This window comes from Mesorhizobium sp. WSM3859, assembly GCF_002295065.1.
In the GTDB taxonomy this organism is placed as follows: Bacteria; Pseudomonadota; Alphaproteobacteria; order Rhizobiales; family Rhizobiaceae; genus Mesorhizobium.
In genome coordinates this window covers 333,194-358,226 of sequence record NZ_NSGG01000005.1, presented here as the reverse complement: position 1 = coordinate 358,226, position 25,033 = coordinate 333,194, and the positions used below count along the sequence as shown (strand labels likewise).

The following is a 25,033-nucleotide window of genomic DNA, read 5'->3' as shown; positions in this document are numbered from 1 at the left end:
CGATCCGGCGGAGTTCATCAAGGCGAATATGCGGCTGGCGCCGGTATCCGCGCTGCCCGAAATCCGTCTCTATCTGGCGCATCCCGGCAGCGGCCTGCGGCGGCTGCTCGAACCGGACGATGGTGACGAAGGCGAGGCAGAGCCACAGCCGCCCTACTGGGCCTATGCCTGGGCCGGCGGCGCCGTGCTGGCCCGCTATGTGCTGGACCGTCCGTCGATAGTGGCCGGCAAACGCGTGCTCGATCTCGGCGCCGGCTCGGGGCTGGTCGGCATCGCGGCGGCAAAGGCCGGGGCGCGCTCGGTGATCGCGGCGGAGATCGACCGCAACGGGATCGTGGCGCTGGGCCTCAACGCGGAAGCCAACGGCGTCGCCTTCCAGATATGCGAGGGGGATGTCACCGGCGGTCCGCCGCCCGCGGTCGAGCTGGTGCTCGCGGGCGACGTCTTTTACGCGCAGGATGTGGGGCAGCGGATGATGCCGTTCCTCGACCGCTGCCTGGCCGCCGGTATCGATGTGCTGGTCGGCGATCCGGGCCGCGCATGGCTGCCGAGGTCGCGGCTTTGCCTGCTCGGCGAATACCAGGTGCCGGATGTCGGCGGAAACGGCGGCGGCGAGCCGAAGCCGAGCGCGGTATTCGCGCTTGTCGCGGAAGGCTGATCAGCCGGCCGGCACACTCATGCGCGCAGTTAAAAAATCCGGCAGGTCGGCTACCGAATCCAGGATGACATCGGCCATCGGCGCCAGCGAGTCGCGCGTGCCGGTGCCGGAAAGGACGCCCACGGCCAGCCCGCAGCCGCCGGCGCGCGCCATTTCGAGATCGTGGCGGTTGTCGCCGACCATGGCGATCTCGCCCGGTTTCAGCCCGGTCAGATCGCAGAAGGCGACGACGGTGTCCGGCGCCGGCTTCGGGTTGGCCACGGCATCATAGCCGAAGGCGGCGTCGAAGAGCTGCGCGACTCCGAGCGTGGCGAGCGTCTTCTCGGCGCCGCTGGTGGAATCGTTGGTGGCGACGCCCATGCGGTAGGATCGCTTGTGCAGCGCCCGCAGCGAATCAATAACGCCGGGAAGCGCTACCGCCATCGACGAGCCCTGCACCGAGGTGATCTCATTGAAGCGCGAAACGGCGAGCAGCTGATCCTCGTTGGACAGGCGCGGGAACCAGAGCTCGACGACATCCATGTTCGAGCCGGACGCAAAGATCGAATCGGGCTTGAAGCGCTTGGTAGCGAAGTCGAAGCCGGCGGCGGCGAGCAGCCTGTCGGCCTTCCAGCGGTCGCCCTCGGCAGCGTCCATGGCCATGAAATCGGCGATGCCGAGCCAGGTTGCGTTGAAATCGACAAGCGTACCGTCCTTGTCGAAGAGAATTCCCTTGATGTCTGCCAATCCTGTTACTCCGCGCCGCGCAATTGGTGGATGTGTCCCACCAGACCGGCAGTCGAGGCGTCGCGGTTTGCGGCAGTCTCCTTGCCCTCAACGACAGGCAGAAGGCCGGTCGCCAGTTCCTTGCCGAGCTCGACCCCCCATTGGTCGAAGGAATTGATGTTGAAAAGCGTGCCTTCGACGAAGACGCGATGCTCATAGAGCGCGATAAGCCGGCCCAATGTGCGTGGATCGAGCTTACGGTAGAGGATGGTGAGCGAGGGGCGGTTGCCCGAAAAGACGCGATGCGGCGCGATCCTGTCGACATCGGCCGGCTTCATGCCCTTGGCCAGCATCTGCGCGCGCGCTTCTTCCAGCGTGCGACCCTTCATGAAGGCTTCCGACTGGGCCAGGCAGTTGGCGAGCAGAAGATCGTGCTGGTGCTTCAGTTCGGGCTCATGGCCTATCGCCGCGGCGAGGAATTCGACCGGGATGAAGTCGGTGCCCTGATGCAGAAGCTGGAAGAAGGCATGCTGGCCGTTGGTGCCGGGTTCGCCCCAAACCAGCGGGCCGGTCGGCGTGGCGACCGCGGTGCCGTCCAGCGTCACGCTCTTACCGTTCGATTCCATGTCGAGCTGCTGCAGATAGGCCGGCAAGCGCGACAGGCGCTGGTCGTAGGGGATGACGGCACGGGCCGGATATTTGCACACGACCCGGTGCCACCAGCCGATCAGCCCCAAAAGCACCGGCAGGTTCTTTTGCATGGGCGCCGAGCGGAAATGCTCGTCCATCTCATGCGCGCCGTCTAGGAAGGCGCGGAAGTTGCGCGGGCCGACGGCAATCATCACCGGCAGGCCGATGGCGCTCCAGACCGAGTAGCGGCCGCCGACCCAGTCCCAGAAGCCGAAGACGCGGTCCTGTTCGATGCCGAACTTCGCCACGAGGTCGAGCGCTGTCGAGACGGCGGCGAAATGCTTGCCGACCGCGTCCTTGCCCAGCGCCTTCTGTACCCAGTCGCGCGCAGTCTCAGCATTCGTCATCGTCTCGACCGTGGTGAAGGTCTTGGAGGCGATGATGAACAGCGTCGTTTCCGCCGACAGGCCCTTCAGCGTGTCATGGATATGGGCGCCGTCGACATTGGAGACGTAATGCGCGCGTGGCCCGTCGTGGTAGGGCGCGAGCGCCAGCGTCACCATCGCCGGGCCGAGGTCCGAGCCGCCGATGCCGATGTTGACGATGTCGGTGATCTTCTTGCCGGTGGCGCCCGCAGCCTTGCCGGAGCGGATGGCGTCGGCGAAGGCGCCCATGGCGTCGAGCACGGCAATCACGTCGGCCTTGGTGTCCTGGCCGTCGACGATGACGCTCTTGCCGGTCAGGTTGCGCAGCGCAGTGTGCAGAACAGCGCGGTTCTCGGTGATGTTGATCTTCTTGCCTTCGAACATCGCTGCGCGGCGTCCCGCGAGATCGGCCGCACCCGCGAGCTTCTCCAGCATCGCCATCGTATTTGCGTCGACCGCGCATTTCGACCAGTCGAGGAGGAGTTCGCCGTCGGTGACGGAGAAGGTCTCGAAGCGCATGGGATCGGCTGCGAAGGCCTCGCGCATCGTACCCTTGGCCGCCGCGCGCTGATCACGCAGGGCGGCAAGTTGCTTGTCGAAAGATGACTGGTCCACTGGCGGGCTCCTGGCGGGTTTTTAGACCATTTTAACAGGCCGGATGTTTCCGGCGCGTGTCGCGCAACACTCTATCTAGCCGATTTCCATTTCGTTCAAGCGCGGCTTTGCCGCACTGCATCACGCTTTGATGATGGGCGGTGTTGGACGGTGAGGCTGGGAGATTTTCAGCACGGCAACGCTGAGCGTTGTGGGCGACGATGCTTCCGCATCGCGCCTTGGGATGGCGCCGCGACGATGCTGTCGCATCGCGCTTAGATGCTGCGCATCGCAGGCGACGATGCTGCGCATCGTCGCCTAATAGATCACTGGCATAAATCCCAGCGATCAGAAAAATTGATTGGCGCAACCCCTTATGCCACCCATACACTCCACTGGTCCAGCCAAGTGAAAACAGCTGGCCATCCGAGGAAGATTCCCCATGCCACAGCGCAATGACACGGCCATATGGTCCGGCCTCTTCCGGATTTCGGCTGAATCCGGCCAAACCCTCCAGGCGCAGATACGCCAGGCGATCGTCGCGGCCATTCTCGACCGACAGATCGCCGCTTCGATGCCGCTGCCGTCCTGCCGGATTCTCGCGGAAAAACTTGGGGTTGCCCGCGGGACGGTGGTGCTCGCCTTCCAGCAACTGGTCGACCAGGGTTTCCTCGTGGCGCGCGAACGGCGCGGCCATTTCGTCAATCCGGACGTGCTGGCCACCCCCGCCAAGCCGCACCAGAAGGCGCCGGACCAGCAGAACGAGATCGACTGGAAAGCGCGCCGGCAGATCGCCGCCAGCGACATGCCGCCGCCGGCCAAGCACGACAACTGGATCAAGTCCTCCTACCCATTCGTCTATGGCCAGTTCGACCCGGCGCTGTTCCCGACCGCCGAATGGCGCGAATGCAACCGCATGGCGCTGGCCGTGCTCGAGATCCGCAATTGGGCGTCCGACATGGTGGATCGCGACGACCCTCTGCTGATCGAGCAGATCCAGGCCAGGCTCCTGCCGCGCCGCGGCATCTTCGCCAATCCCGACGAGATCATCGTGACGCTGGGCGCGCAGAACGCGCTCTATATGCTCGCTTCGCTCTTGATGACCAAGGGCTCGAAGGTGGCGATGGAGGATCCCGGCTATCCCGATGCCCGTTCGATCTTCAGGCTGGCCGGCGCCGACATCCAGCCGGTTCCGGTCGACCAGCAGGGCATCGTCACCTCGTCGATCCCGAGCGATTCGGGCTTCGTCTTCGTCACGCCGAGCCACCACTGCCCGACCATGGTGCCTTTGTCGGCGGAGCGGCGGCAGGATCTCCTGGCGCGCGCCAACCGCAACAACCAGATCATCATCGAGGACGGCTATGACAGCCAGTTGCTCGACGAGGCGCCGCAGCAGGCGCTGAAGAGCCTCGATCGCTCGGGCCGCGTCGTCTATGTCGGCTCGATGTCGAAGACGCTGGCTCCAGGTCTCAGGCTTGGTTACATCGTCGCCTCGGCCGGGCTGATCGCCGAGCTGCGCGCGCTGCGCCGCTTCATGCTCAGGCACCCGCCGGCGAACAACCAGCGCGCCGTGGCGCTGTTCCTGTCGCTCGGCCATCACGAAGCGCTGGTGCGCAGGCTTTCCGCCGCCTTCGATGAGCGGCGCAAGCGGCTGGTCCATGCGATTTCCGCTTTCCTGCCAGAATGGCGCTCGACCGACTCGGCGGGCGGCACATCGCTCTGGCTGGAAGGGCCGCGCGGTACCGATTCACGCGGCCTGGCCGAAGCCGCCGCTTCGCGCAGCGTTATCATCGAACCCGGCGACCGGTTCTTCGACCGCAGCGAAAAGCCCTCTCGTTTCATGCGCTTGGGCATCTCCTCGATCTCGCTGCAGCATATCGAGCCGGGCATCCGCGAGCTCGCCACCGCCGCCGGCCGCAGGCCCGCGGCCGCCTGATTGCCACAGACTTCGTGAAAAAGAGCCGGCGCCGCGCCGGCTCTTTTTGTTTTGGCACGCAGCCATTGCTTTAGAGGTCTGGCATATTCGACGGAAATGGCTGGCCCATAGGCTGTACCAATGCCGGCGGCATAGTCGGGGCCAGAAGGGGACGAGGCAGGCCAATGGTGGACCAACAACCGCCGCGGGCCGTCTCGCAGATAAAGACAAAAAGTGGAGTGCTTCCATGTCAGTGGCTCTCGAGAAGCAGGAATCGTCGTCGGACCAGCGTTCGCGGCGGTCCGGCGGGCGCGAAGCGCGCCGCGCGATGCGGGCAGCGCCCTTGGCCGACGACATCCGTCCGGTGCGAGCGGGACTTGAAGGCGGCAGCTATGGGCCATTGAGCCAGAACGACCGCGAACGCATCCACGAAGCGGTGCTGACGCTCCTGGAGACCGTCGGCTTCGCCAACGCCATCCCATCCTGCATCGAAGCGCTGGTCCGGGTCGGCGGCATCCATGGCGACGACGGCCGCATCCGGCTGCCGCGTGCGCTGGTGCTGGACACGATCAAGAAGGCAGCCCGCAATTTCACCCTCTACGGCCAAGATCCGAAGCACGACATGCTCATCCAGGGAAAACGTGTGCATTACGGCACTGCGGGCGCGGCGGTGCATCTGGTCGATGTCGAGAAGCGCGAATATCGCGAATCGCTGCTGCAGGACCTCTATGACGCCGCCCGCCTCGTCGACGGGCTGGACAACATCCATTTCTTCCAGCGTACCATGGTGCCGCGCGATATCCCCGATCCGCTCGATATGGATTTCAACACGCTTTACGCCTGCGTGATGGGGACATCCAAGCATGTCGGCACCTCCTTCACGGTGCGCGAGAACGTCAAGCCGGCGCTGGAAATGCTCTATGCGATCGCTGGCGCCGAGGAGAATTTCAGGGCCCGCCCCTTCGTCTCCAACTCCAATTGCTTCGTCGTGCCGCCGATGAAATTCGCCGAGGACGCCTGCGGCGTGCTCGAAGCCTGCGTCGAAGGCGGCATTCCGATCCTGCTGCTGTCGGCCGGCCAGGCCGGCGCCACGGCGCCCGCCGCGATTGCCGGCGCGGTCGTGCAAGCGGTGGCGGAAGTGCTGATGGGTCTGGTCTACGTCAACGCCATCAAGCCCGGGCATCCGGCGATCTTCGGCACCTGGCCATTCGTTTCCGATCTCAGGACCGGCGCCATGTCCGGTGGTTCGGCCGAGCAGGCTGTGCTGACCGCGGCCTGCGCGCAGATGGCGCAATATTACGACCTGCCGGGTGGTTCGGCCGCCGGCATGACGGATTCGAAACTGCCGGACATCCAGTCCGGCTATGAAAAGGGCATCACTGACGTGATGGCCGGTCTTGCCGGTCTCAATCTCGTCTATGAATCGGCCGGCATGCATGCCTCGCTGCTTGGCTTCTGCCTGGAAAGCCTGATCATCGACAACGACATGCTGGGACATTGCCTGCGCTGCGTGCGCGGCATCGAGGTCACCGACGATGCGCTGTCGATCGACACCATCGCCGAGGTCTGCCTCAAGGGCCCCGGGCACTATCTCGGCAACGATCAGACATTGAAGCTGATGCAGACCGAGTATTTCTATCCCGCCGTCGGCGATCGTTTCTCGCCTAAGGAATGGAACGAAAGGGGCCGGCCCGACATCCTGTCGCGGGCGATTGCGGAGAAGAAGCGCGTGCTTGCCGAGCGTTTCCCGCGCCACGTCTCGCGCCTGCTCGACGACAAATTGCGCGCTCGCTTCGGCGAGATGATCAAGTTGCCGCGCAGCGGCATGGGCGGATAGGAAGCGTCGATATATCGGTGAGGCCGGCCTGCAAATGGCGGCTTCCTGCGCTTCCGGTGCTCACGTACTCAAGTACGCTCCGCTCCGGTTCTCGGAGACCACCATTTTCGACTCGGCCTGACCTGAATCTCAACGTCTCCTACCTGCCAGTCAATCGGCCCTCAAGTCGTAGCGCTGGACCACCTCGGCGTTGATCAGCTTGGCGTGCAGCGTCATCAGCACGATCCGCGCGTCGAAACTGTCGCCGGCCTCCAGCGCCGCTTCGATGCGGCGCTCGACCGCCAAGGTCGTCTCACGGCCATTGGCCTGCTCGAACACGTCCGGCCCAGCGACACAATAGCCGCAGAGCTGCGCCACCGAGCTATAGGCGTCAGCCGGTGGCTCGTCCGGCCAGCGGTCGTTCATCAGATTGACGATGGTGAGTTTGACGCCTTCGGGAACCAGGGCCGGATGCAGGTCGGCCTTGCGCAACGCCTCATCCAGCTGGCGCAGGTCGCCGGAGCGGCCGAACATGCCGAGGAAGCCAAGGGAAGAGCGCCGTCTCGCCACAGATGATCTCCCCTTAGCGAGGCTGCCGAGGTTCAACTTATCTGTGGGTTCCGTTGAGACGAAACAAGGCAACAGAAAAGGGCGACCTGCTGTGGGCAGGCCGCCCTAATGATTAGCCGGCTACGCGATCAATGATTGTCGCGCGGCACGCCGCTGGTGTGGGCGACGTCCTGATACTTCACCGCGGGCTTCAACACCATGCCGGCCGAGAACTGGTCGACCATGCCGCGCTGGATCTCCTGCCACGGCGTCTGGTGCTTGGGATAGTGATAGCCGCCATTGCCCTGAAGTGCTGCGCGCCGCTTGGCGATCTCCTCGTCGCTGACGAGAATGTTGGCCGTGCCCTTCTTCAGATCGATGCGGACGCGGTCGCCGGTCTTCAGCAGCGCGAGTCCGCCGCCGATCGCGGCTTCCGGCGAGGCGTTGAGGATCGACGGCGAGCCTGAGGTGCCGGACTGGCGGCCGTCGCCGATGCAGGCCAGCGCATGGATGCCCTTCTTGATGAGGTAGGCCGGCGGCTGCATGTTGACCACCTCGGCGCCGCCCGGATAGCCGACCGGACCGGCGCCGCGCATGAACAGGATCGTGTGCTCGTCGATGCCCTGCGCGGGATCGTCGATGCGGGCGTGGTAATCCTCCGGCCCATCGAAGACCATGGCGTTGCCTTCGAAGGCCTCGGGGTCGTTCGGGTTGGAGAGGTAGCGCTGGCGGAATTCGGGCGAGATGCCGCTGGTCTTCATGATGGCGGAATCGAACAGATTGCCCTTGAGGTTGATGAAGCCGGCATTGGCCTTGAGCGGCTGGTCGGCGCTGCGGATGACGTCGTGGTTCTCGTTGACGGCGTCACGGCAATTGTCGCCCATCGACTTGCCGTTGGCGGTGATCGCACCGGGATGCGGCAGCAGGCCGCCCTTCATCAGTTCGGCTACAACCGCCGGCACGCCGCCGGCATGGTGATAATCTTCGCCAAGATATTCGCCGGTCGGCTGCAGGTTGACGAGCAGCGGCACGTTAAGGCCGATCTTCTGCCAGTCGTCATTGTCGAGCGGCACGCCGAGATGGCGGGCGATGGCGTTGAGGTGGATTGGCGCGTTGGTGGAGCCGCCGATCGCCGAATTGACGACGATGGCGTTCTCGAAGGCCTGGCGCGTCATGATGTCGGAGGGCTTCAAATCCTCATGCACCATATCGACGATGCGCTTGCCGGTCTCATAGGCGATCTGGCCGCGTTCGCGATAGGGCGCCGGAATGGCGGCCGAGCCCGGCAGTTGCATGCCGAGCGCCTCGGCCAGCGAGTTCATGGTGGTGGCGGTGCCCATTGTGTTGCAATAGCCGGTCGACGGCGCCGAGGAGGCGACGATGTCCATGAACTCGTCATAGTCGATCTCGCCTGCCGAGAGCCGTTGCCGGGATTCCCAGACGATGGTGCCGGAACCGGTGCGCTTGCCCTTGTGCCAGCCATTGAGCATCGGGCCGACCGACAGCGCGATCGCCGGAATGTTCACGGTGGCCGCCGCCATCAGCAGCGCCGGCGTGGTCTTGTCGCAGCCGATGGTGAGCACGACGCCGTCAAGCGGATAGCCGTAGAGCACCTCGACGAGGCTCAGATAGGCGAGATTGCGGTCGAGCGACGCGGTCGGGCGCTTGCCGGTTTCCTGGATCGGATGGCACGGGAACTCGAAGGGGATGCCGCCCATCGAGACGATGCCCTCGCGCACGCGCTTGGCAAGCTCGAGGTGGTGGCGGTTGCAGGGCGAAAGGTCGGAACCGGTCTGCGCGATGCCGATCAGCGGCTTGCCCGACATCAGCTCGGCGCGCGTCAGGCCGTAATTGAGATAGCGCTCGAGATAGAGCGCCGTCATGCCCGGATTGTCGGGATTGTCGAACCACTCCTGCGAGCGAAACTTCTTTTTCTTGGTGGGGGCGCCTGCCATGGTGGTCTCCGTATTTGTATGACAAATCGATAGGACAACGCGCGAGCGCAAGCAAGAGGCAGGCGCTGCCCGACCCCGGACTTTGGTGCGATAGACTTGTTACTGGCCGCGCGCTACGACCAACCGATAACAGCAATCGGGGAGGTCTTGATGGCTTTGGTGATCGAAGGCGAGGAGCGGATCGCCGCACCCGTCGAAAAAGTGTGGGAGGCCCTCAACGACCCGGAAATCCTGAAAGAGGCGATTCCCGGCTGCCAGAGCCTGGAAAAGAACTCGGCCACCGAGATGGCGGCGACCGTGGTGCTGAAGATCGGGCCGATCAAGGCGACCTTCAATGGCGAAGTGACGCTGAAGAACCTCAAGCCGCCGCATTCCTACACCATCCAGGGCGAAGGCAAGGGCGGCATCGCCGGTTTCGCCAAGGGCGGCGCCGACGTGACGCTGACCGAGGATGGGCCGGATGCGACGCTGCTCAAATACGCCGCCAAAGCCGAGGTCGGCGGCAAGATCGCGCAGCTCGGCAGCCGGCTGATCCAGTCGACATCGAAGAAGCTCGCGGGGCAGTTCTTCTCGACGTTCGGCGAGAAGGTCGGCGCCTAGAGCGTTTCACGTTTCACGGAAACGGCGAACCGCTCTATCTCCTTGTTTTTGCGCAATTCCGGACGGAAACCGCTCACACTTTTCCTGGAATTGCTCTAGCGCCGACCGAGCAGGACTATTCGAACACGATGCTCGGCACGGCGGCTTCGGCCGCGCCGCGCTCTTCCTGGACCCGATCCCAGACCTTTAATGCGATGTCTCGGTAGATTTTCGCCTCCGCGCCCTCCGGCTTTGAGGCAACGACCGGCGCGCCGGCGTCCGAGCTTTCACGAATTCCCATCTCCAGCGGCACCTCGCCGAGGAAGGTGACGCCGAGGCGCTCGGCCTCGCGGCGCGCGCCACCATGGCCGAAAATGTCGTAGCGCTTGCCGGTGTCGGGGGCGAGGAAGTAGCTCATGTTCTCGACGATGCCGAGCAGCGGCACGTCGACCTTCTTGAACATGTTGAGACCCTTGCGCGCATCGATCAGCGCCAGGTCCTGCGGCGTCGAGACGATGACGGCACCGGCGAGCGGCACCTGCTGGGCCATGGTGAGCTGGGCGTCGCCGGTGCCGGGCGGCATATCGACCACCAGCACGTCGAGCGGGCCCCATTCGACCTCGCGCAGCATCTGGGTCAGCGCCGACATCACCATCGGGCCGCGCCAGATCATCGGCGTCTCCTCATCGACGAGGAAGCCCATGGACATGACCTTCAGGCCATAATTCTGCATCGGCTTCAAGATCTTGCCGTCGACCGTCTGCGGCCGGCCATGGATGTTGAGCAGCCTGGGCATCGACGGCCCGTAGATGTCGGCGTCAAGCACGCCGACCTTCAGCCCATTGGCCGCAAGGCCAAGCGCGACGTTCACCGCGGTGGTCGACTTGCCGACGCCACCCTTGCCGGAGGCGACGGCGATGATGGCGTCGATGCCGGGCACGCCGCGCCTGCCGTGGCTGTGCGACGCAGGCGCCTGCGGTGCGGGACGCTGTGGCGCCGGCTGCGGTGCGGCGGGCCTCGGCGCCGCCGGACGCGGCGGTACAGGCGCTTCCATGCCGCCGCCCTTCTTCTCCGCCGTCAGCGCGACGACGGCGCTGGCGACGCCGGGGATCGCCTTTACCGCGCGCTCGGCGGCGGCGCGCAGCGGCTCCAGCTCCTGGGCACGGGCGGCGGGAACAGTGATCGAGAAGAAGACCTTGGAATCGGCGATGAATATCTCCGAGACCATGCCCAGGTCGACGATATTGCCGGTGAAATCCGGCCCGTTCACCGTCTTCAGGCGTTCGACGACGGATTCCTTGGTAACGGTCATGATCTTTCCTCGGGGGCTTTGGCGTTCCAGATAGTGCAGTTTGCCGGCGGAACCAAGTCGTGGCGCAATCGCTCAGCCGGCCTGCCCCGGAAAGCGACGGACGGTGTCAGATCTCCCGATCGGCATTCGAAGCTTGTCATGGCCAAACGAGCTGCCCGCGCTATCTCTCTTGCCATCACGACAGACTGTGAAGGAGATCGTCATGCTCGAAAACAGCAATGCGACAGCCAATCTCGCGGTGCGAGACCTGGAAAAGGCCAAAGCTTTCTATGAGGGAACGCTGGGTCTCAGCCAGGTGGATGACATGGGCGGCGAACTGATCGTCTACAAAAGCGGCGACACGCTCATCAATGTCTATCATTCGCAGTTCGCCGGCACCAACAAGGCGACGGCGGTGACGTGGACGGTCGGCGACCAGATCGAGCCGATCGTCAAATCGTTGAAGTCGAAGGGCGTGAGCTTCGAACATTACGAAATGCCTGGTCTGACGCTGCAGGGCGACATCCATGTCGGTGACGGGATGAAGGTCGCCTGGTTCAAGGATCCCGACGGCAACATCCTGAACCTGGTCGACAAATAGCCTCGCCGCGAAGCTAAGCGGCCAGCCTGGTGGCGAGGTAGGTCAGCGCTGCAATCGCCGCCGTCGCCGGCAAGGTGATCACCCATGCGACGACGATGTTGCCGGCGATGCCCCAGCGCACGGCGGAGACACGGCGCGCGGCGCCGACGCCGATGATGGCGCCGGTGATGGTGTGGGTGGTCGAGACCGGAACACCGAGCCAGGTGGCGGCGAACAGCGTTATGGCGCCGCCGGTCTCGGCGCAAAAACCCTGCATGGGGTTCAGCCGCGTGATCTTCGATCCCATCGTGTGGACGATGCGCCAGCCGCCGAGCAACGTGCCCAGAGCCAGCGCCGACTGGCAGGTAATGACCACCCACAGCGGCACGTAGAAGCTCTGGCCGAGCATGCCTTGCGAATAGAGCAGCACGGCGATGATGCCCATGGTCTTCTGCGCGTCGTTGCCGCCATGTCCCAGCGAATAGAGCGAGGCGGAAAAGAACTGCAGCACGCGAAACGTGTTGTCGACCGCGAACGGCGTCTGGCGCACGAACAGCCAGGAGACCACTAGAACGAGGAGGAGCGCGAGCACGAATCCCGTCGCCGGCGAGAGCACGATGGCCGCGACCGTCTTGCCGAGCCCCGACCAGACGATGGCGCCCGATCCGGCCTTGGCGACGCCAGCGCCGACCAGCCCACCGATCAGCGCGTGCGAGCTGCTGGACGGAATGCCGGCGACCCAGGTGACGATGTTCCAGACGATGGCGCCGACAAGTGCTGAGAAGATCACCGCCGGCGTGACAATGCTGGCGTCGACAATGCCTTTCCCCACCGTCTCGGCGACATGCAGGCCGAAGAACAGGAAGGCGATGAAATTGAAGAAAGCTGCCCAGAACACCGCATAATGCGGCCTGAGCACACGGGTGGAGACGATGGTCGCGATCGAATTTGCCGCATCGTGCAAGCCGTTGAGGAAATCGAAGAACAGCGCCACGGCAACGAGGCTGACCAGCAGGGGAAAAGCGATTGTGGCGTCCATCGCCTAAACGTTCTCGATCACGATGCCGCTGATCTCGTTGGCGACGTCCTCGAAGCGGTCGACCACCTTTTCCAGTTGGCCGTAGATCTCCGAGCCGATCAGGTAAGCCATCGGGTCGCTGCGGCCGTGATGCATGAACAAGTCCTTCAGGCCCTGCTCGTGCAGGTCGTCGGCGCGGCCCTCGACGCGCATGACCTCCTCGGCGATGGCGTTGAGGCGGGCCGCGTTGGCGCCGACCTTGCCGAGCAGCGGTATCGCTTCGGCGACCAGCCGGGCAGCCTGGACGATGACGTCGCCCATTTCCTGCATCAGCGGGTCGAACTCCTTCACCTCGAACAGTTTCACCGTCTTGACGGTCTTGTGCATCATGTCGATGGCGTCATCCATCGATTGGATCAAATCCTTGATGTCGCCGCGATCGAAAGGGGTGATGAAGGAGCGCCTGACCGCAAGCAGGACCTCGGCGGTGATGCCGTCAGCCTCGTTTTCGAGATCCACGATCTTCTGGCACCAGCGGTCGATGTCATTGCCGCCGAGAAGCTGCTGAAGGGCTTCCGCGCCGCCGACCACGGTGCGCGAATGCCGCTCGAACAGGTCGAAGAAGCGATCCTCGCGCGGCAACAGCTTGCGAAACCAGCCCAGCATCTCGTCCTCCTTGCCTTCGCCTATCTCACATAGCGCCATGCGTGGCGCGGGAAAACAGATAGCCGGCTCAAAAATGTGGAAGACGTCCGATTGCGCCCACGTCTTGCGCGGCAAGGCGATTTCTCCGACCTTGAGTTAAACCGTGGTGGATCGGATGGCATGATCGACAAACTGGAATTCTTCATCGCTTTGGCCAAGGAAGAGCATTTCGGCCGGGCGGCGGAGGTGTGCGGCGTCACCCAGCCGACGCTGTCAGCCGGCATCAAGCAGCTCGAGGAGCAGCTCGGCGTCATGCTGGTGCTGCGCGGCTCGCGGTTTCAGGGGCTGACGCCGGAAGGAACGCAGGTGCTGGGCTGGGCGCGCCGCATCGTCGGCGACACAAGGACGATGCGCGAGGAGATGCGGGCGGCGCGCCGCGGCCTCTCCGGCCGCATCCGCATCGCCGCCGTTCCCACGGCGCTGGCCATGGTCGCGCGGCTGACGACGCCGTTCCGCGAAAAGCATCCTGGCGTCACCTTCTCTATCCTGTCGCGCACCTCGATCGAGGTGCTGACGCTCCTCGGCAATTTCGACGTCGATGCCGGCATCACCTATCTCGACAACGAGCCGCTTGGGCGCGTCATCAGCGTGCCGCTCTATAACGAGCGCTACCAGTTGATCACGGCGGTCGGGAACCCCTATTCCGACCGCGACAAAGTGACGTGGGCCGAGATCAGCCAGCTACCGCTTTGCCTGCTGACGCCGGACATGCAGAATCGCCGCATCATCGACCAGCATCTGGCGGAGGCCGGCGTGCAGGTGCGGCCCACGCTGGAATCGAATTCGATGATCGTTCTGTTCTCGCATATCCGTACAGGCAAATGGTCGTCGATCATGCCGCTCAACCTCGCGGAAACGTTCGGCTTTTCGGAGCCGATCCGGGCCATTCCGATCGTCGAGCCGGACGCCAGCCACACGGTCGGTCTGGTGGCGGCGCCGCGCGAGCCGCACACGCCGCTGGTGCAGGCGCTGCTGGGCGAGGCGATGGCGCTGGCGGACGATTTCCGCCGCCATCGCTAGGCTAGAGAATGCGAGCCGCCGCTTCTTGATAGAAAATTTCTATCGATCGACGGGAGCGCTTTATTGATTTCGGAGGTTTCCTCTGATTTCGTAAGGACTTAGCGATATTGCGCCCTATGCATGTCGTTGCCCCGAAACCGCTCTATATCCTGGGGTGACATACATTGGCCGCCACGACCAGGGAGGGCGCTGCGTGACCATGCAGGCCGCAAGTACCGAGATCGCGTCGCGCACGGCGTCGATCATTGACGAGATGAAGGGCCTCGAAGGCCCGCTGCTGCCGATCCTGCACAGCATACAGGAAGAGTTCGGGCACGTTCCGAAGGATGCGCTGCCGGTGATCGCCGACGGGCTGAATCTTTCCCGCGCCGAAGTGCACGGCGTTGTCAGCTTCTATCACGATTTCCGCGCCAAGCCGGCCGGACGGCACGTGCTGAAGCTCTGCCAGGCGGAAGCCTGCCAGTCGATGGGCTCGGAAGCGGTCGCGGCCAAGGTCAAGCAGCTGCTCGGCATCGGTTTCCACGAGACCACACGCGACGGATCAGTTACACTGGAGCCGGTCTACTGCCTCGGGCTTTGCGCCTGCTCGCCATCGGCGATGCTCGACGGCGAAGTCATTGGCCGGCTCGATGACGAGAAGATCGAAGAGATCGTCGCGGAGGTGCGTTCATGATCCCGCGCATCTATATCCCCGCAGACTCCGGCGCGCTGGCGCTCGGCGCCGAGAAGGTCGCCAGGGCGATCGAGAAAGAGCTCAAGGAGCGCGGCGTCGAGGCCAAGATCGTGCGCAACGGCTCGCGCGGCGCCTATTTCCTGGAACCGATGGTCGAGGTGGCCACGGCCGAGGGCCGCGTCGCCTACGGCCCGGTCAAGCCGTCCGACGTCAAGAGCCTGTTCGACAGCGGCTTCCTCAAGGGCGGTCACCACAAGCGCTGGCTGGGCGCGCCCGACAAGATCCCCTTCTTCGCCAAGCAGACCCGGCTGACCTTCGCGCGCTGCGGCATCAACGACCCGCTGTCGCTCGATGCCTACAAGTCGCTGGGCGGCCTGCGCGGCCTGCAGAACGCCGTCGCCATGGCGCCGGCCGATGTCGTCAAGCAGGTTACCGAGTCCGGCCTGCGCGGCCGTGGCGGCGCCGGCTTCCCGACCGGCATCAAGTGGAAGACGGTGCTGGATACTGCGGGCGCGCAGAAATACATCGTCTGCAACGCCGACGAAGGCGACAGCGCTACTTTCGCCGACCGCATGATCATGGAAGGCGATCCCTTCGTGCTGATCGAAGGCATGGCGATCGCCGGCATCGCGACCGGCGCGACCAAGGGTTTCGTCTATATCCGCTCGGAATATCCGCATGCGGTGGCGACGATGAACAAGGCCGTCGCGATCGCCCGCAAGGCCGGCGTGCTGGGCCTCAACGTCCTGGGCTCGCCCAACGCCTTCGACATGGAGATCCGCGTCGGCGCCGGCGCCTATGTCTGCGGCGAGGAAACCTCGCTGTTGAACAGCCTCGAAGGCAAGCGCGGCGTGGTGCGCGCCAAGCCGCCGCTTCCCGCCATTCAAGGGTTGTTCGGCAAGCCGACGGTGATCAACAATGTCATCAGCCTGGCCTCGGTGCCGATCATCATGGACAAGGGCGCCGCCTACTATAAGGATTTCGGCATGGGCCGCTCGCGCGGCACGATCCCGATCCAGATCGCCGGCAACGTCAAGCATGGCGGCCTGTTCGAGACAGCCTTCGGCCTCACCCTCGGCGAAATCGTCGACGAGATCGGCGGCGGCACGGCTTCGGGCCGGCCGGTGAAGGCGGTGCAGGTCGGCGGACCACTCGGCGCCTATTTCCCGCGCGCGCTGTTCGACACCCCCTTCGATTATGAGGAATTCGCCAAGCGCGACGGACTGATCGGCCATGCCGGCATCACCGTGTTCGATGACAGCGCCGACATGCTGAAGCAGGCGCGCTTCGCCATGGAGTTCTGTGCCATTGAAAGCTGCGGCAAGTGCACGCCCTGCCGCATCGGCTCGACGCGCGGCGTCGAGGTTCTCGACAAGGTCGCCGCAGGCATCGAGGCGGAGAAGAACCTCGCTTTGGTCACCGACCTCTGCAACACGATGAAGTTCGGATCGCTCTGCGCGCTGGGCGGCTTCACGCCTTATCCGGTGATGAGCTCGATCACGCATTTCCCCGAGGATTTCAAGCCCGCGCCGGCGCGCGTGGCGGCTGAATAGGAGCTGGCAGATGAACATCAAGGCCGACTTCCCGACGCTCATCGAAGAGATCGACTACGGAACGCCGGAGTCGAAGGCGACGAAGCAGGTCACGCTGATCGTCGACGGGCAAAGCATCACGGTGCCGGAAGGCACCTCGATCATGCGCGCGGCTATGGAAGGCGGGGTCGAGATTCCGAAGCTTTGCGCCACCGACATGCTGGACTCTTTCGGTTCCTGCCGCGTCTGCTTGGTCGAGATCGAAGGGCGCGGCGGCACGCCGGCCTCCTGCACGACGCCGGTCGGCGAAGGCATGGTGGTGCGCACCCAGTCGGACCGGCTCGACGCCATCCGCCGCGGCGTCATGGAGCTCTATGTCTCCGACCATCCGACCGGCTGGAACGAGAAGGCCGGCACCGGCGCCAGCGAATTCGACGCGGTGGCGAAGTCGGTCGGCCTCACCGAGAACCGCTACGGCACCGAAGGCCGCAACCACGTCAAGGAAGATGGCGGCGTCGCGCCCGGCCATGGCTCGCTCGCGGTCGACTATATCGCCCGTGACGAATCCAACCCCTATTTCACCTATGACCCGGCGCAGTGCATCGTCTGCTCGCGATGCGTGCGCGCCTGCGAAGAGGTGCAGGGCACCTTCGCGCTGACCATCGAGGGCCGCGGCTTCGAATCGCGCATGGTCGCGGGCATGCATGAGGATTTCATCGCTTCGGAATGCGTCTCCTGCGGCGCCTGCGTGCAGGCCTGCCCGACCGACGCGCTGCGCGAGAAGACCGTGCTCGAAAAGGGCATGCCTGAGCGCTCGGCGGTCACCACTTGCGCCTATTGCGGCGTCGGCTGCTCCTTCAAGGCCGAGGTGAAGGGTGACGAAGTCATCCGCATGATGCCTTACAAGGACGGCAAGGCGAACCACGGCCATTCCTGCGTGAAGGGCCGTTTCGCTTACGGTTATGCCACCCACAAGGACCGCATCCTGTCGCCGATGATCCGCGAGAAGATCTCCGATCCGTGGCGCGAAGTGAGCTGGGAAGAGGCGATCGCCCATACGGCGAAGGAATTCCGCCGCATCCAGTATCAGTATGGACGCACCGCGATCGGCGGCATCACCTCCTCGCGCTGCACGAATGAGGAGACCTACCTCGTCCAGAAGCTGGTGCGGCAGGGCTTCCGCAACAACAATGTCGACACCTGTGCGCGCGTCTGCCACTCGCCGACCGGCTATGGCCTCGGCCAGACCTACGGCACCTCGGCCGGCACGCAGGATTTCGATTCGGTCGAATTCACCGACGTTGCCGTCGTCATCGGCGCCAATCCGGCTTCCGCCCATCCGGTCTTCGCCTCGCGGCTGAAGAAGCGGCTGCGCCAAGGCGCAAAGCTGATCGTGCTCGATCCGCGCCGCACCGAGATGGTCAAGTCGGCGCATGTCGAGGCCGACTATCACCTGCCGCTGAAGCCCGGCACCAATGTGGCGGTGCTGACGGCGCTGGCGCACGTCATCGTGACCGAAGGCCTGTTCGACGAAGCCTTCATCCGCGAGCGCTGCGACTGGGCCGAGTTCCAGGACTGGGCGTCGTTCGTTGCGCTCCCGGAAAACAGCCCGGAGACGGTCGGCAAGCTGTCGGGCGTCGACCCGGAAGCCATCCGGGGCGCTGCGCGCCTTTACGCCAAGGGCGGCAATGGCGCGATCTATTACGGCCTCGGCGTCACCGAACACAGCCAGGGCTCGACCACGGTGATGGCGATCGCGAACCTTGCCATGGCGACTGGCAATATCGGCCGTCCGGGTGTCGGCGTGAATCCGCTGCGGGGCCAGAACAACGTGCAGGGCTCGTGCGACATGGGTTCCTTCCCGCATGAGCTGCCGGGCTACCGCCACATCTCGGGCGAAGCCGTGCGCGACATCTATGAGAGCCTGTGGGGCGTGAAGCTGGACGACGAACCCGGCTTGCGCATCCCCAACATGCTGGACGCCGCCGTCGACGGCTCGTTCAAGGGCATCTACATCCAGGGCGAGGACATCCTGCAGTCCGATCCCGACACCAAGCACGTCGCCGGCGGCCTCGCCGCGATGGAATGCGTGGTCGTGCACGACCTCTTCCTCAACGAGACGGCCAACTACGCGCATGTCTTCCTGCCGGGCTCGACCTTCCTCGAGAAGGACGGCACCTTCACCAATGCCGAGCGCCGCATCAACATGGTGCGCAAGGTCATCGAGCCGAAGGCGCGCTACGCCGACTGGGAAGCGACGCAGGAGCTTGCCCGCGCCATCGGTCTCGACTGGAACTACACGCATCCGTCTGAGATCATGGACGAGATTGCCAAGACGACGCCGAGCTTTGCCGGCGTCTCGTTCGAGCTGCTCGACCGCGTCGGTTCGGTGCAGTGGCCCTGCAACGAGAAGGCGCCGCTCGGCACGCCGATCATGCATGTCGACGGCTTCGTGCGCGGCAAGGGCAAGTTCATCCGCACCGAATATGTGGCGACCGACGAGCGGACCGGTCCGCGCTATCCGCTGCTGCTCACCACCGGCCGTATCCTGTCGCAATACAATGTCGGCGCGCAGACAAGGCGCACCGAGAATGTCGCGTGGCATGCCGAGGACCGGCTGGAGATCCATCCGCACGACGCCGAGGTGCGCGGCGTGCGCGAAGGCGACTGGGTGCGGCTGGCCAGCCGCTCCGGCGAAACCACGCTGCGCGCGCTGATCACCGACCGCGTCTCGCCCGGCGTCGTCTACACGACTTTCCACCACCCGGACACGCAGGCCAACGTGATCACCACGGACTTCTCGGACTGGGCGACCAACTGTCCGGAATACAAGGTCACCGCCGTGCAGGTGGCGCCGTCCAACGGGCCGACCGATTGGCAGAAGGACTATAACGAGCAGGCCAAGCAGAGCCGTCGCATCGCGCCGCTGCAGGCGGCGGAGTAGTCTTGACCGCGCGGCGCAAAGCCACGACGCAAATCTCGCGGCTGGCGCATCGCGCCGGCGGCACCGCTGCCGCGAACCGTATGGTGCCGGAAGAGACGCCGGTGGCGTTCTCCTTTGCCGGCACAACGCATGCCGTGATGATGGCGAGCCCCGCCGATTTCGAGGATTTCGCGCTTGGCTTCTCGCTGACGGAAGGCATCATCGCCGACCCGAAGGAGATCGAGGCGATAGAGGTCGAGGATCTCGGCGCCGGCATCGACATCCAGATCCGGCTGAAGGACCAGGCCAACACGCGCTTCCAGGCGAGGCGGCGCCGGCTGGCCGGGCCTGTCGGCTGCGGCTTGTGCGGCATCGAATCCATCGAGGAGGCGATGCGCTCGGTCGACGCAGTTGGTGCGTCACGGCTTACGCTTCAGGCCAAGGACGTCACAAGCGCCGTCCGCCTGCTGTCGAAGCAGCAGCCGCTGCATTCGGAGACCGGCGCGGTGCATGCCGCGGGTTTCTATGTTCCCGGAAAGGGCATCGTCATGGCGCGCGAGGATGTCGGCCGCCACAATGCGCTGGACAAGCTCGCCGGCGCGCTGGCCAAGGCCGGCGTCGACGGTTCGAGCGGCGCCGTCGTGGTGACCTCGCGCGTCTCGGTCGAGATGGTGCAGAAGACGGCCGCCATCGGCGCGGCGATCATCATGGCGGTTTCGGCGCCGACGGCGCTTGCCATCCGGACGGCGGATACCGCCGGCATGACGCTGGTCGCGCTGGTGCGCGGCGATGATTTCGATATTTTCACCCACCCTGAACGGGTGGCTTCCGGAGTTGCCAAGCATGTCGCATGACGAAGACCACATCACCAGCACCAGGGAAAAGCTGGTGCGCATGGCCAACCAGATCGCCACCTTCTTCCATTCGAAACCGCGCGAGGAAGGCATCGCCGGGCTGGCCGAGCATATCAACAAGTTCTGGGAGCCGCGGATGCGACGCCAGCTCTTCGAGATGCTGGATGCCGGCACGGAGCATTTCGACGACCTCGTGATCGCGGCCTCGGCCAAGATCAAGCGGCCGCCGACGGCGGAGCAGGCCGACAAGAGCGTCGGCTATGCAAGACAGGCATAGACCGGAAGGGTCGCGCGGACGGCGCGAATAACCCGGCAACAAAGGTCTTACATTTCAACTCGCTAAAGTTTGTCTGCCGGAAGCGGGCTGCTTCTGCTATGGTCCGACGGCAGGAGATCGTCTGGCCGGGCGGGATAGTTGCGTGAGGCCTATCGAGACCAGATACGCCCGTAGCGGGGATGTGCGGATCGCCTATCAGGTGATCGGCCAAGGTTCGTTCGATCTGGTCTTCGTGCCGGGCTTCATCTCCAATCTCGACCTGCAATGGGAAGACGAAGGTTACAGCCGGCTCTTGAAGCGGCTTTCCGCCTTCTCGCGGCTGATCCTGTTCGACAAGCGCGGCACCGGGCTTTCCGATCGCGTCGACACCCACCATTTGCCCAGCCTCGAGACGCGCATGGACGACGTGCGCGCGGTGATGGATGCCACCGGCAGCGGCCGCGCCGCGATCCTCGGTGCCTCGGAAGGCGCGCCAATGGCGATGCTGTTCGCCGCCACCTATCCCGAGCGGACACGGGCGCTGGTGCTCTATGGCGGCTACGCGCATTTCCACAAATGGGTGATGCCGCCGGAACGGCTGGAAGCGTTCATCGAGACCGCGGAAACGTCCTGGGGCACCGGCGCCACCTTGCCCAATTTCGCACCGGGACGGGTCGACGATACCCACTTCACCCAGTGGTGGGCCCGGTTCGAGCGGCTGTCGGCCAGCCCGACGGCCGCGGCAGCGCTTGCCCGCATGAATGCAGGCATAGACGTGCGCGACATGCTCGGGACGATCAGCGTGCCGACATACCTGATCCATCGCCGTAACGACGCCCGTGTCGACCCCGACGCCAGCCGCTTCCTGGCCAGGAAGATCCCCGGCGCCCGCCTGGTCGAGATTTCGGGGCGCGACCACCCGATCTGGACCGGAGACGTCGACCGCGTGGCCGACCTGATCGAGGAATTCCTGACCGGGGAGCCGGCGGTCGCGGATGTAGAGCGCGTGCTCGCAGCACTGCTGGTGACGCGCATCTACGACACCGCGCGACTTGGCGATCGCTTGTGGAGCGAACGCAGCCTGCGCTTCCAGGAGAACTGGCGCATGCTGGTCGGCCGCCATGGCGGGCGCGTCGCCGGCACGCATGGCGAGCTGATGATTGCGCGTTTCGATGGCCCGGCGCGTGCCGTTCGCTGCGCGGCGTTGCTGCGCGAGGCGGCGCAAGAGATCGGCGTGGCGAGCGCGCAAGGGGTGCATGTCGGCGAGATCGAGGTACGTGGACCGCCGACGGGTCTGACGGCGCGTGTGGCCATGCAGCTTGCCGCCCATGCCGAACGCGGCCACATCCTCTGCTCAAGGCTGGTGGCTGAGCTGGCGGCGGGTTCCGGGCTGCATTTCACTGATGCCGGGCGCATCAGCCTCGACGAATTGGACGAGCCGCTGGCGCTGGTGCAGGTGACGGCCGAGCAGCATCTGGAGCCGGCCTGCCGCCCCAAGCCCAAGCCGGCCGAACCGGCAACGCTGACGGCTCGCGAGAGCGAGGTGGTGAGCCTGATCGCCGACGGCAAGAGCAATGCGGCGATCGCCGCCGAGCTGGAGCTCAGCGAGCACACGGTCAAGCGGCACGTCGCCAATATCCTGCTCAAGCTCGACCTGCCGTCGCGGGCGGCGGCGGCGGCATTCTCGGCCAGACATGCTGGCCCGGACGGGCCATGAGAGCCATGGCGCTTTCGGGCGAAGCGGTCGGGACGCCGTAAGAGGTATCAATTATCCCCATGCAGGCAGCCAGGAAGGCACTGCGGGGCCATGGAGAGACAAGATGTTGACCAAGACAAAGACGGTGGACGGCGCGGCGATCAAGAAGGCGATCGAGGGCCGTGACGGCAAGTTGCTGTCGAGCTTCTACACCGACGATGCGCTGGTGCGCGTCGTCGACCGCAACAACCCGCCGAGCAAGCCGCGCGAAATCCGCGGCCGGGCGGCGATCAGCATCTTCTGGGACGATATCTGCAGCCGGGCGATGACCCACAAGGTCGATACCACCATCGCCGAGGGCGACAACCTCGCCTTCATGCAAGCCTGCGCCTATCCGGACGGCACGAAGGTGGTCTGCGCGGCGATGCTGGAGCTGAAGAACGGCCTGATCGCGCGGCAGACCGTCGTGCAGGCCTGGGACGAATAGCCGACTGCAGAACAAATCAAAACAATCGTGAGGGAGTACCGAGATGTTCAGCGCCAGATGGCAGGTCGACGCCAGGTTCGGGCACAAGCAGACCGCACTTGAGCTGATGCGGAAATGGGAGCGCGAGATCGGCTCGCAGGTCGGCCTGGCCGACTTGAATTTCCGGCTCATGACCGGCTCGATCGGCGCACGCGAAGCGACGATCGAATCCCACCACGAGGTCGAAAGCCTTGCCCAGCTCGAAGCGTTCTTCGCCAAGATCGCCAAGATCGAAGCGCACGCCAAGTGGGGCAAGGAATTGGAGCCCTATGTGGTGTCGGGCACCAGCCAGTGGCAGATCTTCCGGATCGTGGAATAGCTGCGTCGAAGAGCCGAGGCCGTGAGGCGGCGGCGAGCATGATGGCAGAAGAGGCTGCGATCCAGGTCGCCACTTCTCGGCCTTAGATCGACCAAATGAGGACCGGAGCCGGTCATGACATGGCAGTCGCTTTGGCTGCCGTGTCATGGCTCTCCTGGGCCATGCCCCGCTGGTCCTTTCGGGCGAAGCGGCGGGGACCGGATTGGTGCAGTGTGCTCTTCCTGCACCATCCAACGCATCCGCCCGATGAGGCGAACAAACGAAGCAAAACATGCGTCGCGTCGACGCCGTGGCGCTGGCGCAATCAAGGGAGCAAACCGATGACCGACGAAGCCCATGCAAAACTGCGTGAAAGCCTGCGCGGGGAGGTGATCCTGCGCGACGATGCCGGCTATGACGAGGCCCGCAAGGTCTATAACGGCATGATCGAAAAGCGCCCGCTGCTGATTGCACGCTGCGCCGATATCGCCGACGTGATCACCGCCGTGAAATACGCACGCGACAACGATCTTTTGATCGCCGTTCGCGGCGGCGGACACAACGGTGCCGGATTGGGGATTTGCGACAACGGCCTTGTCATCGACCTGTCGACGATGAAAGGGGTCCATGTCGATGCGAAGACACGCACCGTGCGGGTCGGGCCCGGCTGCACCTCGGGTGACGTGGACCATGCCACCCATCCCTTCGGGCTCGCTGTTCCGGCCGGGATCGTCTCGACCACGGGCGTCGCCGGCCTGACGCTCGGCGGCGGTACAGGCTATCTCACGCGCAGATACGGTCTTACCATCGACAATCTGGTCGAGGCCGATCTGGTGCTGGCCGACGGCACCGTTGTGACAGCCAGCAAAAGCGAGAATCCTGACCTGTTCTGGGCGCTGCGGGGCGGCGGCGGCAATTTCGGCGTCGTGACCAGCTTCCTGTTCCAGGCCCATCCTGTGAACATGATATTTGGCGGCCCGGTGTTCTGGGAGGCCAAGGATGCCCTTGCCGTCATGCAGACCTATCGCGACTATCTGCCGGAGGCGCCGGAAGATCTCGGCGCCTTTGTCGGCCTGAAGACCGTTCCTTCGACCGATCCCTTCCCGCGCGAATATTGGGGCAAGCGCGCCTGCGCCATCATCTCCTGCTACAACGGCACGGAAGAGGACGGGCGCAAGGCGATGGCGCCGCTGCTCGACAATCTGCCGCCGCCGATCTTCAACTGGATGGGCGTGATGCCGTTCCCGGCCTTGCAGGCCATGTTCGACCCGCTGCTTCCGAAAGGCCTGCAATGGTATTGGAAGGGCGATTTCGTCAAATCGCTTCCCGACGAAGCCATCGCCACCCATATCGCGCACGCCGCCGAAGCGCCGAGCGAATTGTCGCTTATGCATCTTTACCCGATCGACGGCGCCGTTCGCCGTGTCGGCAAGAACGAAACGGCATGGAATGCGCGCGACGCGACGTGGTCGATGGTCATCGCCGCCATCGATCCCGATCCAGGCAAGGCCGCCGACCTCACCAAATGGGCCAAGAACTACTGGGCGAGCATCCATCCCCATAACGGCGAAGGCGGCTACGTGAATTTCATGATGGAGGACGAAGGAGAAGCGCGCGTGCAGGCGAGCTATGGCGCGAACTACGAGCGGCTTAGCCAGGTGAAGCGCATCTACGATCCCTTTAACGTCTTCCGGGTCAACCAGAACATCAAGCCCGCGGCATCGGCGGAGCAAGGCAGGACGGCCGCCTAGATCTCACGCTGCCCCCCCGGCACAGAGATCGAGGTCGGATTGCCATCCGATTTTGCGAAGGGCAAATCGGGCAATCCGACCTCT

22 protein-coding genes are annotated in these 25,033 nt (G+C 64.6%); 15 read left to right on the top strand and 7 right to left on the bottom strand.

All coding sequences use genetic code 11. From position 1 onward, the window contains the following. Positions 1–28 precede the first annotated feature (28 nt). The gene (locus tag CK230_RS14240) at positions 29–658 is read left to right on the top strand and encodes a 50S ribosomal protein L11 methyltransferase (RefSeq protein WP_095817887.1); all 630 of its coding nucleotides are present in this window, start codon (positions 29–31) and stop codon (positions 656–658) included. Here the strand turns inward: CK230_RS14240 and CK230_RS14235 are convergent, their stop codons facing one another. Together CK230_RS14235 and pgi are read right to left on the bottom strand one after the other, a co-directional pair. After that, on the bottom strand, positions 659–1,384 hold the full coding sequence (locus CK230_RS14235; protein ID WP_095817782.1) for an HAD family hydrolase: 726 nt from the start codon (positions 1,382–1,384) through the stop codon (positions 659–661). A 5-nt stretch (positions 1,385–1,389) separates the two neighbouring features. Further along, positions 1,390–3,033 (bottom strand): glucose-6-phosphate isomerase, encoded by a 1,644-nt coding sequence (gene pgi / locus CK230_RS14230; RefSeq protein WP_095817781.1) that lies wholly within the window; start codon positions 3,031–3,033, stop codon positions 1,390–1,392. A 421-nt stretch (positions 3,034–3,454) separates the two neighbouring features. Here pgi and CK230_RS14225 point away from each other — a divergent pair, with 421 nt between their 5' ends. Then, entirely contained in the window at positions 3,455–4,948 is a 1,494-nt protein-coding gene (locus CK230_RS14225) for a PLP-dependent aminotransferase family protein (protein WP_095817780.1), read from the top strand. 226 nt (positions 4,949–5,174) lie between these two features. Beyond that, complete coding sequence (locus CK230_RS14220; RefSeq protein ID WP_095817779.1) at positions 5,175–6,764, top strand: trimethylamine methyltransferase family protein; 1,590 nt, start codon at positions 5,175–5,177, stop codon at positions 6,762–6,764. A 150-nt stretch (positions 6,765–6,914) separates the two neighbouring features. On the opposite strand, the gene CK230_RS14215 is transcribed toward CK230_RS14220, so the two are convergent. Together CK230_RS14215 and CK230_RS14210 are read right to left on the bottom strand one after the other, a co-directional pair. After that, positions 6,915–7,313 (bottom strand): hypothetical protein, encoded by a 399-nt coding sequence (locus CK230_RS14215; RefSeq protein ID WP_095817778.1) that lies wholly within the window; start codon positions 7,311–7,313, stop codon positions 6,915–6,917. A gap of 128 nt (positions 7,314–7,441) precedes the next feature. Next, positions 7,442–9,247, bottom strand: coding sequence for an IlvD/Edd family dehydratase (locus tag CK230_RS14210; RefSeq protein ID WP_095817777.1), 1,806 nt, complete (start codon positions 9,245–9,247; stop codon positions 7,442–7,444). 150 nt (positions 9,248–9,397) lie between these two features. Between CK230_RS14210 and CK230_RS14205 the strand changes: the two genes are divergently transcribed. Beyond that, positions 9,398–9,847 (top strand): carbon monoxide dehydrogenase subunit G, encoded by a 450-nt coding sequence (locus CK230_RS14205; protein WP_095817776.1) that lies wholly within the window; start codon positions 9,398–9,400, stop codon positions 9,845–9,847. Between the two features lie 115 nt (positions 9,848–9,962). Here CK230_RS14205 and CK230_RS14200 read toward each other — a convergent pair whose 3' ends face one another. Beyond that, positions 9,963–11,138, bottom strand: coding sequence for an Mrp/NBP35 family ATP-binding protein (locus tag CK230_RS14200; protein ID WP_095817775.1), 1,176 nt, complete (start codon positions 11,136–11,138; stop codon positions 9,963–9,965). 202 nt (positions 11,139–11,340) lie between these two features. Here CK230_RS14200 and CK230_RS14195 point away from each other — a divergent pair, with 202 nt between their 5' ends. Further along, on the top strand, positions 11,341–11,718 hold the full coding sequence (locus CK230_RS14195) for a VOC family protein (RefSeq protein WP_095817886.1): 378 nt from the start codon (positions 11,341–11,343) through the stop codon (positions 11,716–11,718). Between the two features lie 13 nt (positions 11,719–11,731). On the opposite strand, the gene CK230_RS14190 is transcribed toward CK230_RS14195, so the two are convergent. Beyond that, positions 11,732–12,736 carry an inorganic phosphate transporter gene (locus CK230_RS14190; RefSeq protein WP_095817774.1) on the bottom strand — a complete coding sequence of 335 codons (1,005 nt, stop codon included), beginning with the start codon at positions 12,734–12,736 and terminating at the stop codon, positions 11,732–11,734. A gap of 3 nt (positions 12,737–12,739) precedes the next feature. Beyond that, positions 12,740–13,381 carry a DUF47 domain-containing protein gene (locus tag CK230_RS14185; RefSeq protein ID WP_095817885.1) on the bottom strand — a complete coding sequence of 214 codons (642 nt, stop codon included), beginning with the start codon at positions 13,379–13,381 and terminating at the stop codon, positions 12,740–12,742. 159 nt (positions 13,382–13,540) lie between these two features. On the opposite strand from CK230_RS14185, the gene CK230_RS14180 reads away from it, so the two are divergent. From CK230_RS14180 to CK230_RS14135, 10 genes are all read left to right on the top strand, one after another. Continuing rightward, the gene (locus CK230_RS14180) at positions 13,541–14,440 is read left to right on the top strand and encodes a LysR family transcriptional regulator (RefSeq protein WP_095817773.1); all 900 of its coding nucleotides are present in this window, start codon (positions 13,541–13,543) and stop codon (positions 14,438–14,440) included. Positions 14,441–14,633: 193 nt separating this feature from the next. Further along, entirely contained in the window at positions 14,634–15,113 is a 480-nt protein-coding gene (locus tag CK230_RS14175) for a formate dehydrogenase subunit gamma (RefSeq protein ID WP_095817772.1), read from the top strand. After that, complete coding sequence (locus CK230_RS14170) at positions 15,110–16,666, top strand: NADH-quinone oxidoreductase subunit NuoF (RefSeq protein ID WP_095817771.1); 1,557 nt, start codon at positions 15,110–15,112, stop codon at positions 16,664–16,666. Before CK230_RS14175 ends, CK230_RS14170 begins: the two co-directional genes overlap by 4 nt. Before the next feature lie 10 nt (positions 16,667–16,676). Next, positions 16,677–19,589: a formate dehydrogenase subunit alpha gene (gene fdhF / locus CK230_RS14165; protein WP_095817770.1), complete on the top strand. Its 2,913-nt coding sequence runs from the start codon at positions 16,677–16,679 to the stop codon at positions 19,587–19,589. A 2-nt stretch (positions 19,590–19,591) separates the two neighbouring features. Further along, positions 19,592–20,422: a formate dehydrogenase accessory sulfurtransferase FdhD gene (gene fdhD, locus CK230_RS14160; RefSeq protein ID WP_095817769.1), complete on the top strand. Its 831-nt coding sequence runs from the start codon at positions 19,592–19,594 to the stop codon at positions 20,420–20,422. After that, on the top strand, positions 20,412–20,699 hold the full coding sequence (locus CK230_RS14155; RefSeq protein WP_095817768.1) for a formate dehydrogenase subunit delta: 288 nt from the start codon (positions 20,412–20,414) through the stop codon (positions 20,697–20,699). The genes fdhD and CK230_RS14155 overlap by 11 nt, the downstream gene beginning before the upstream one ends. Positions 20,700–20,841: 142 nt before the next feature. Next, on the top strand, positions 20,842–22,395 hold the full coding sequence (locus CK230_RS14150) for an alpha/beta fold hydrolase (protein WP_095817767.1): 1,554 nt from the start codon (positions 20,842–20,844) through the stop codon (positions 22,393–22,395). 103 nt (positions 22,396–22,498) lie between these two features. Further along, positions 22,499–22,861, top strand: a complete 363-nt coding sequence (locus tag CK230_RS14145; protein ID WP_042645780.1) for a nuclear transport factor 2 family protein — start codon at positions 22,499–22,501, stop codon at positions 22,859–22,861. 43 nt (positions 22,862–22,904) lie between these two features. Next, entirely contained in the window at positions 22,905–23,219 is a 315-nt protein-coding gene (locus tag CK230_RS14140) for a hypothetical protein (protein ID WP_095817766.1), read from the top strand. A gap of 320 nt (positions 23,220–23,539) precedes the next feature. Beyond that, the gene (locus CK230_RS14135) at positions 23,540–24,949 is read left to right on the top strand and encodes an FAD-binding oxidoreductase (RefSeq protein WP_095817884.1); all 1,410 of its coding nucleotides are present in this window, start codon (positions 23,540–23,542) and stop codon (positions 24,947–24,949) included. The last annotated feature ends 84 nt before the right edge of the window (positions 24,950–25,033 follow it).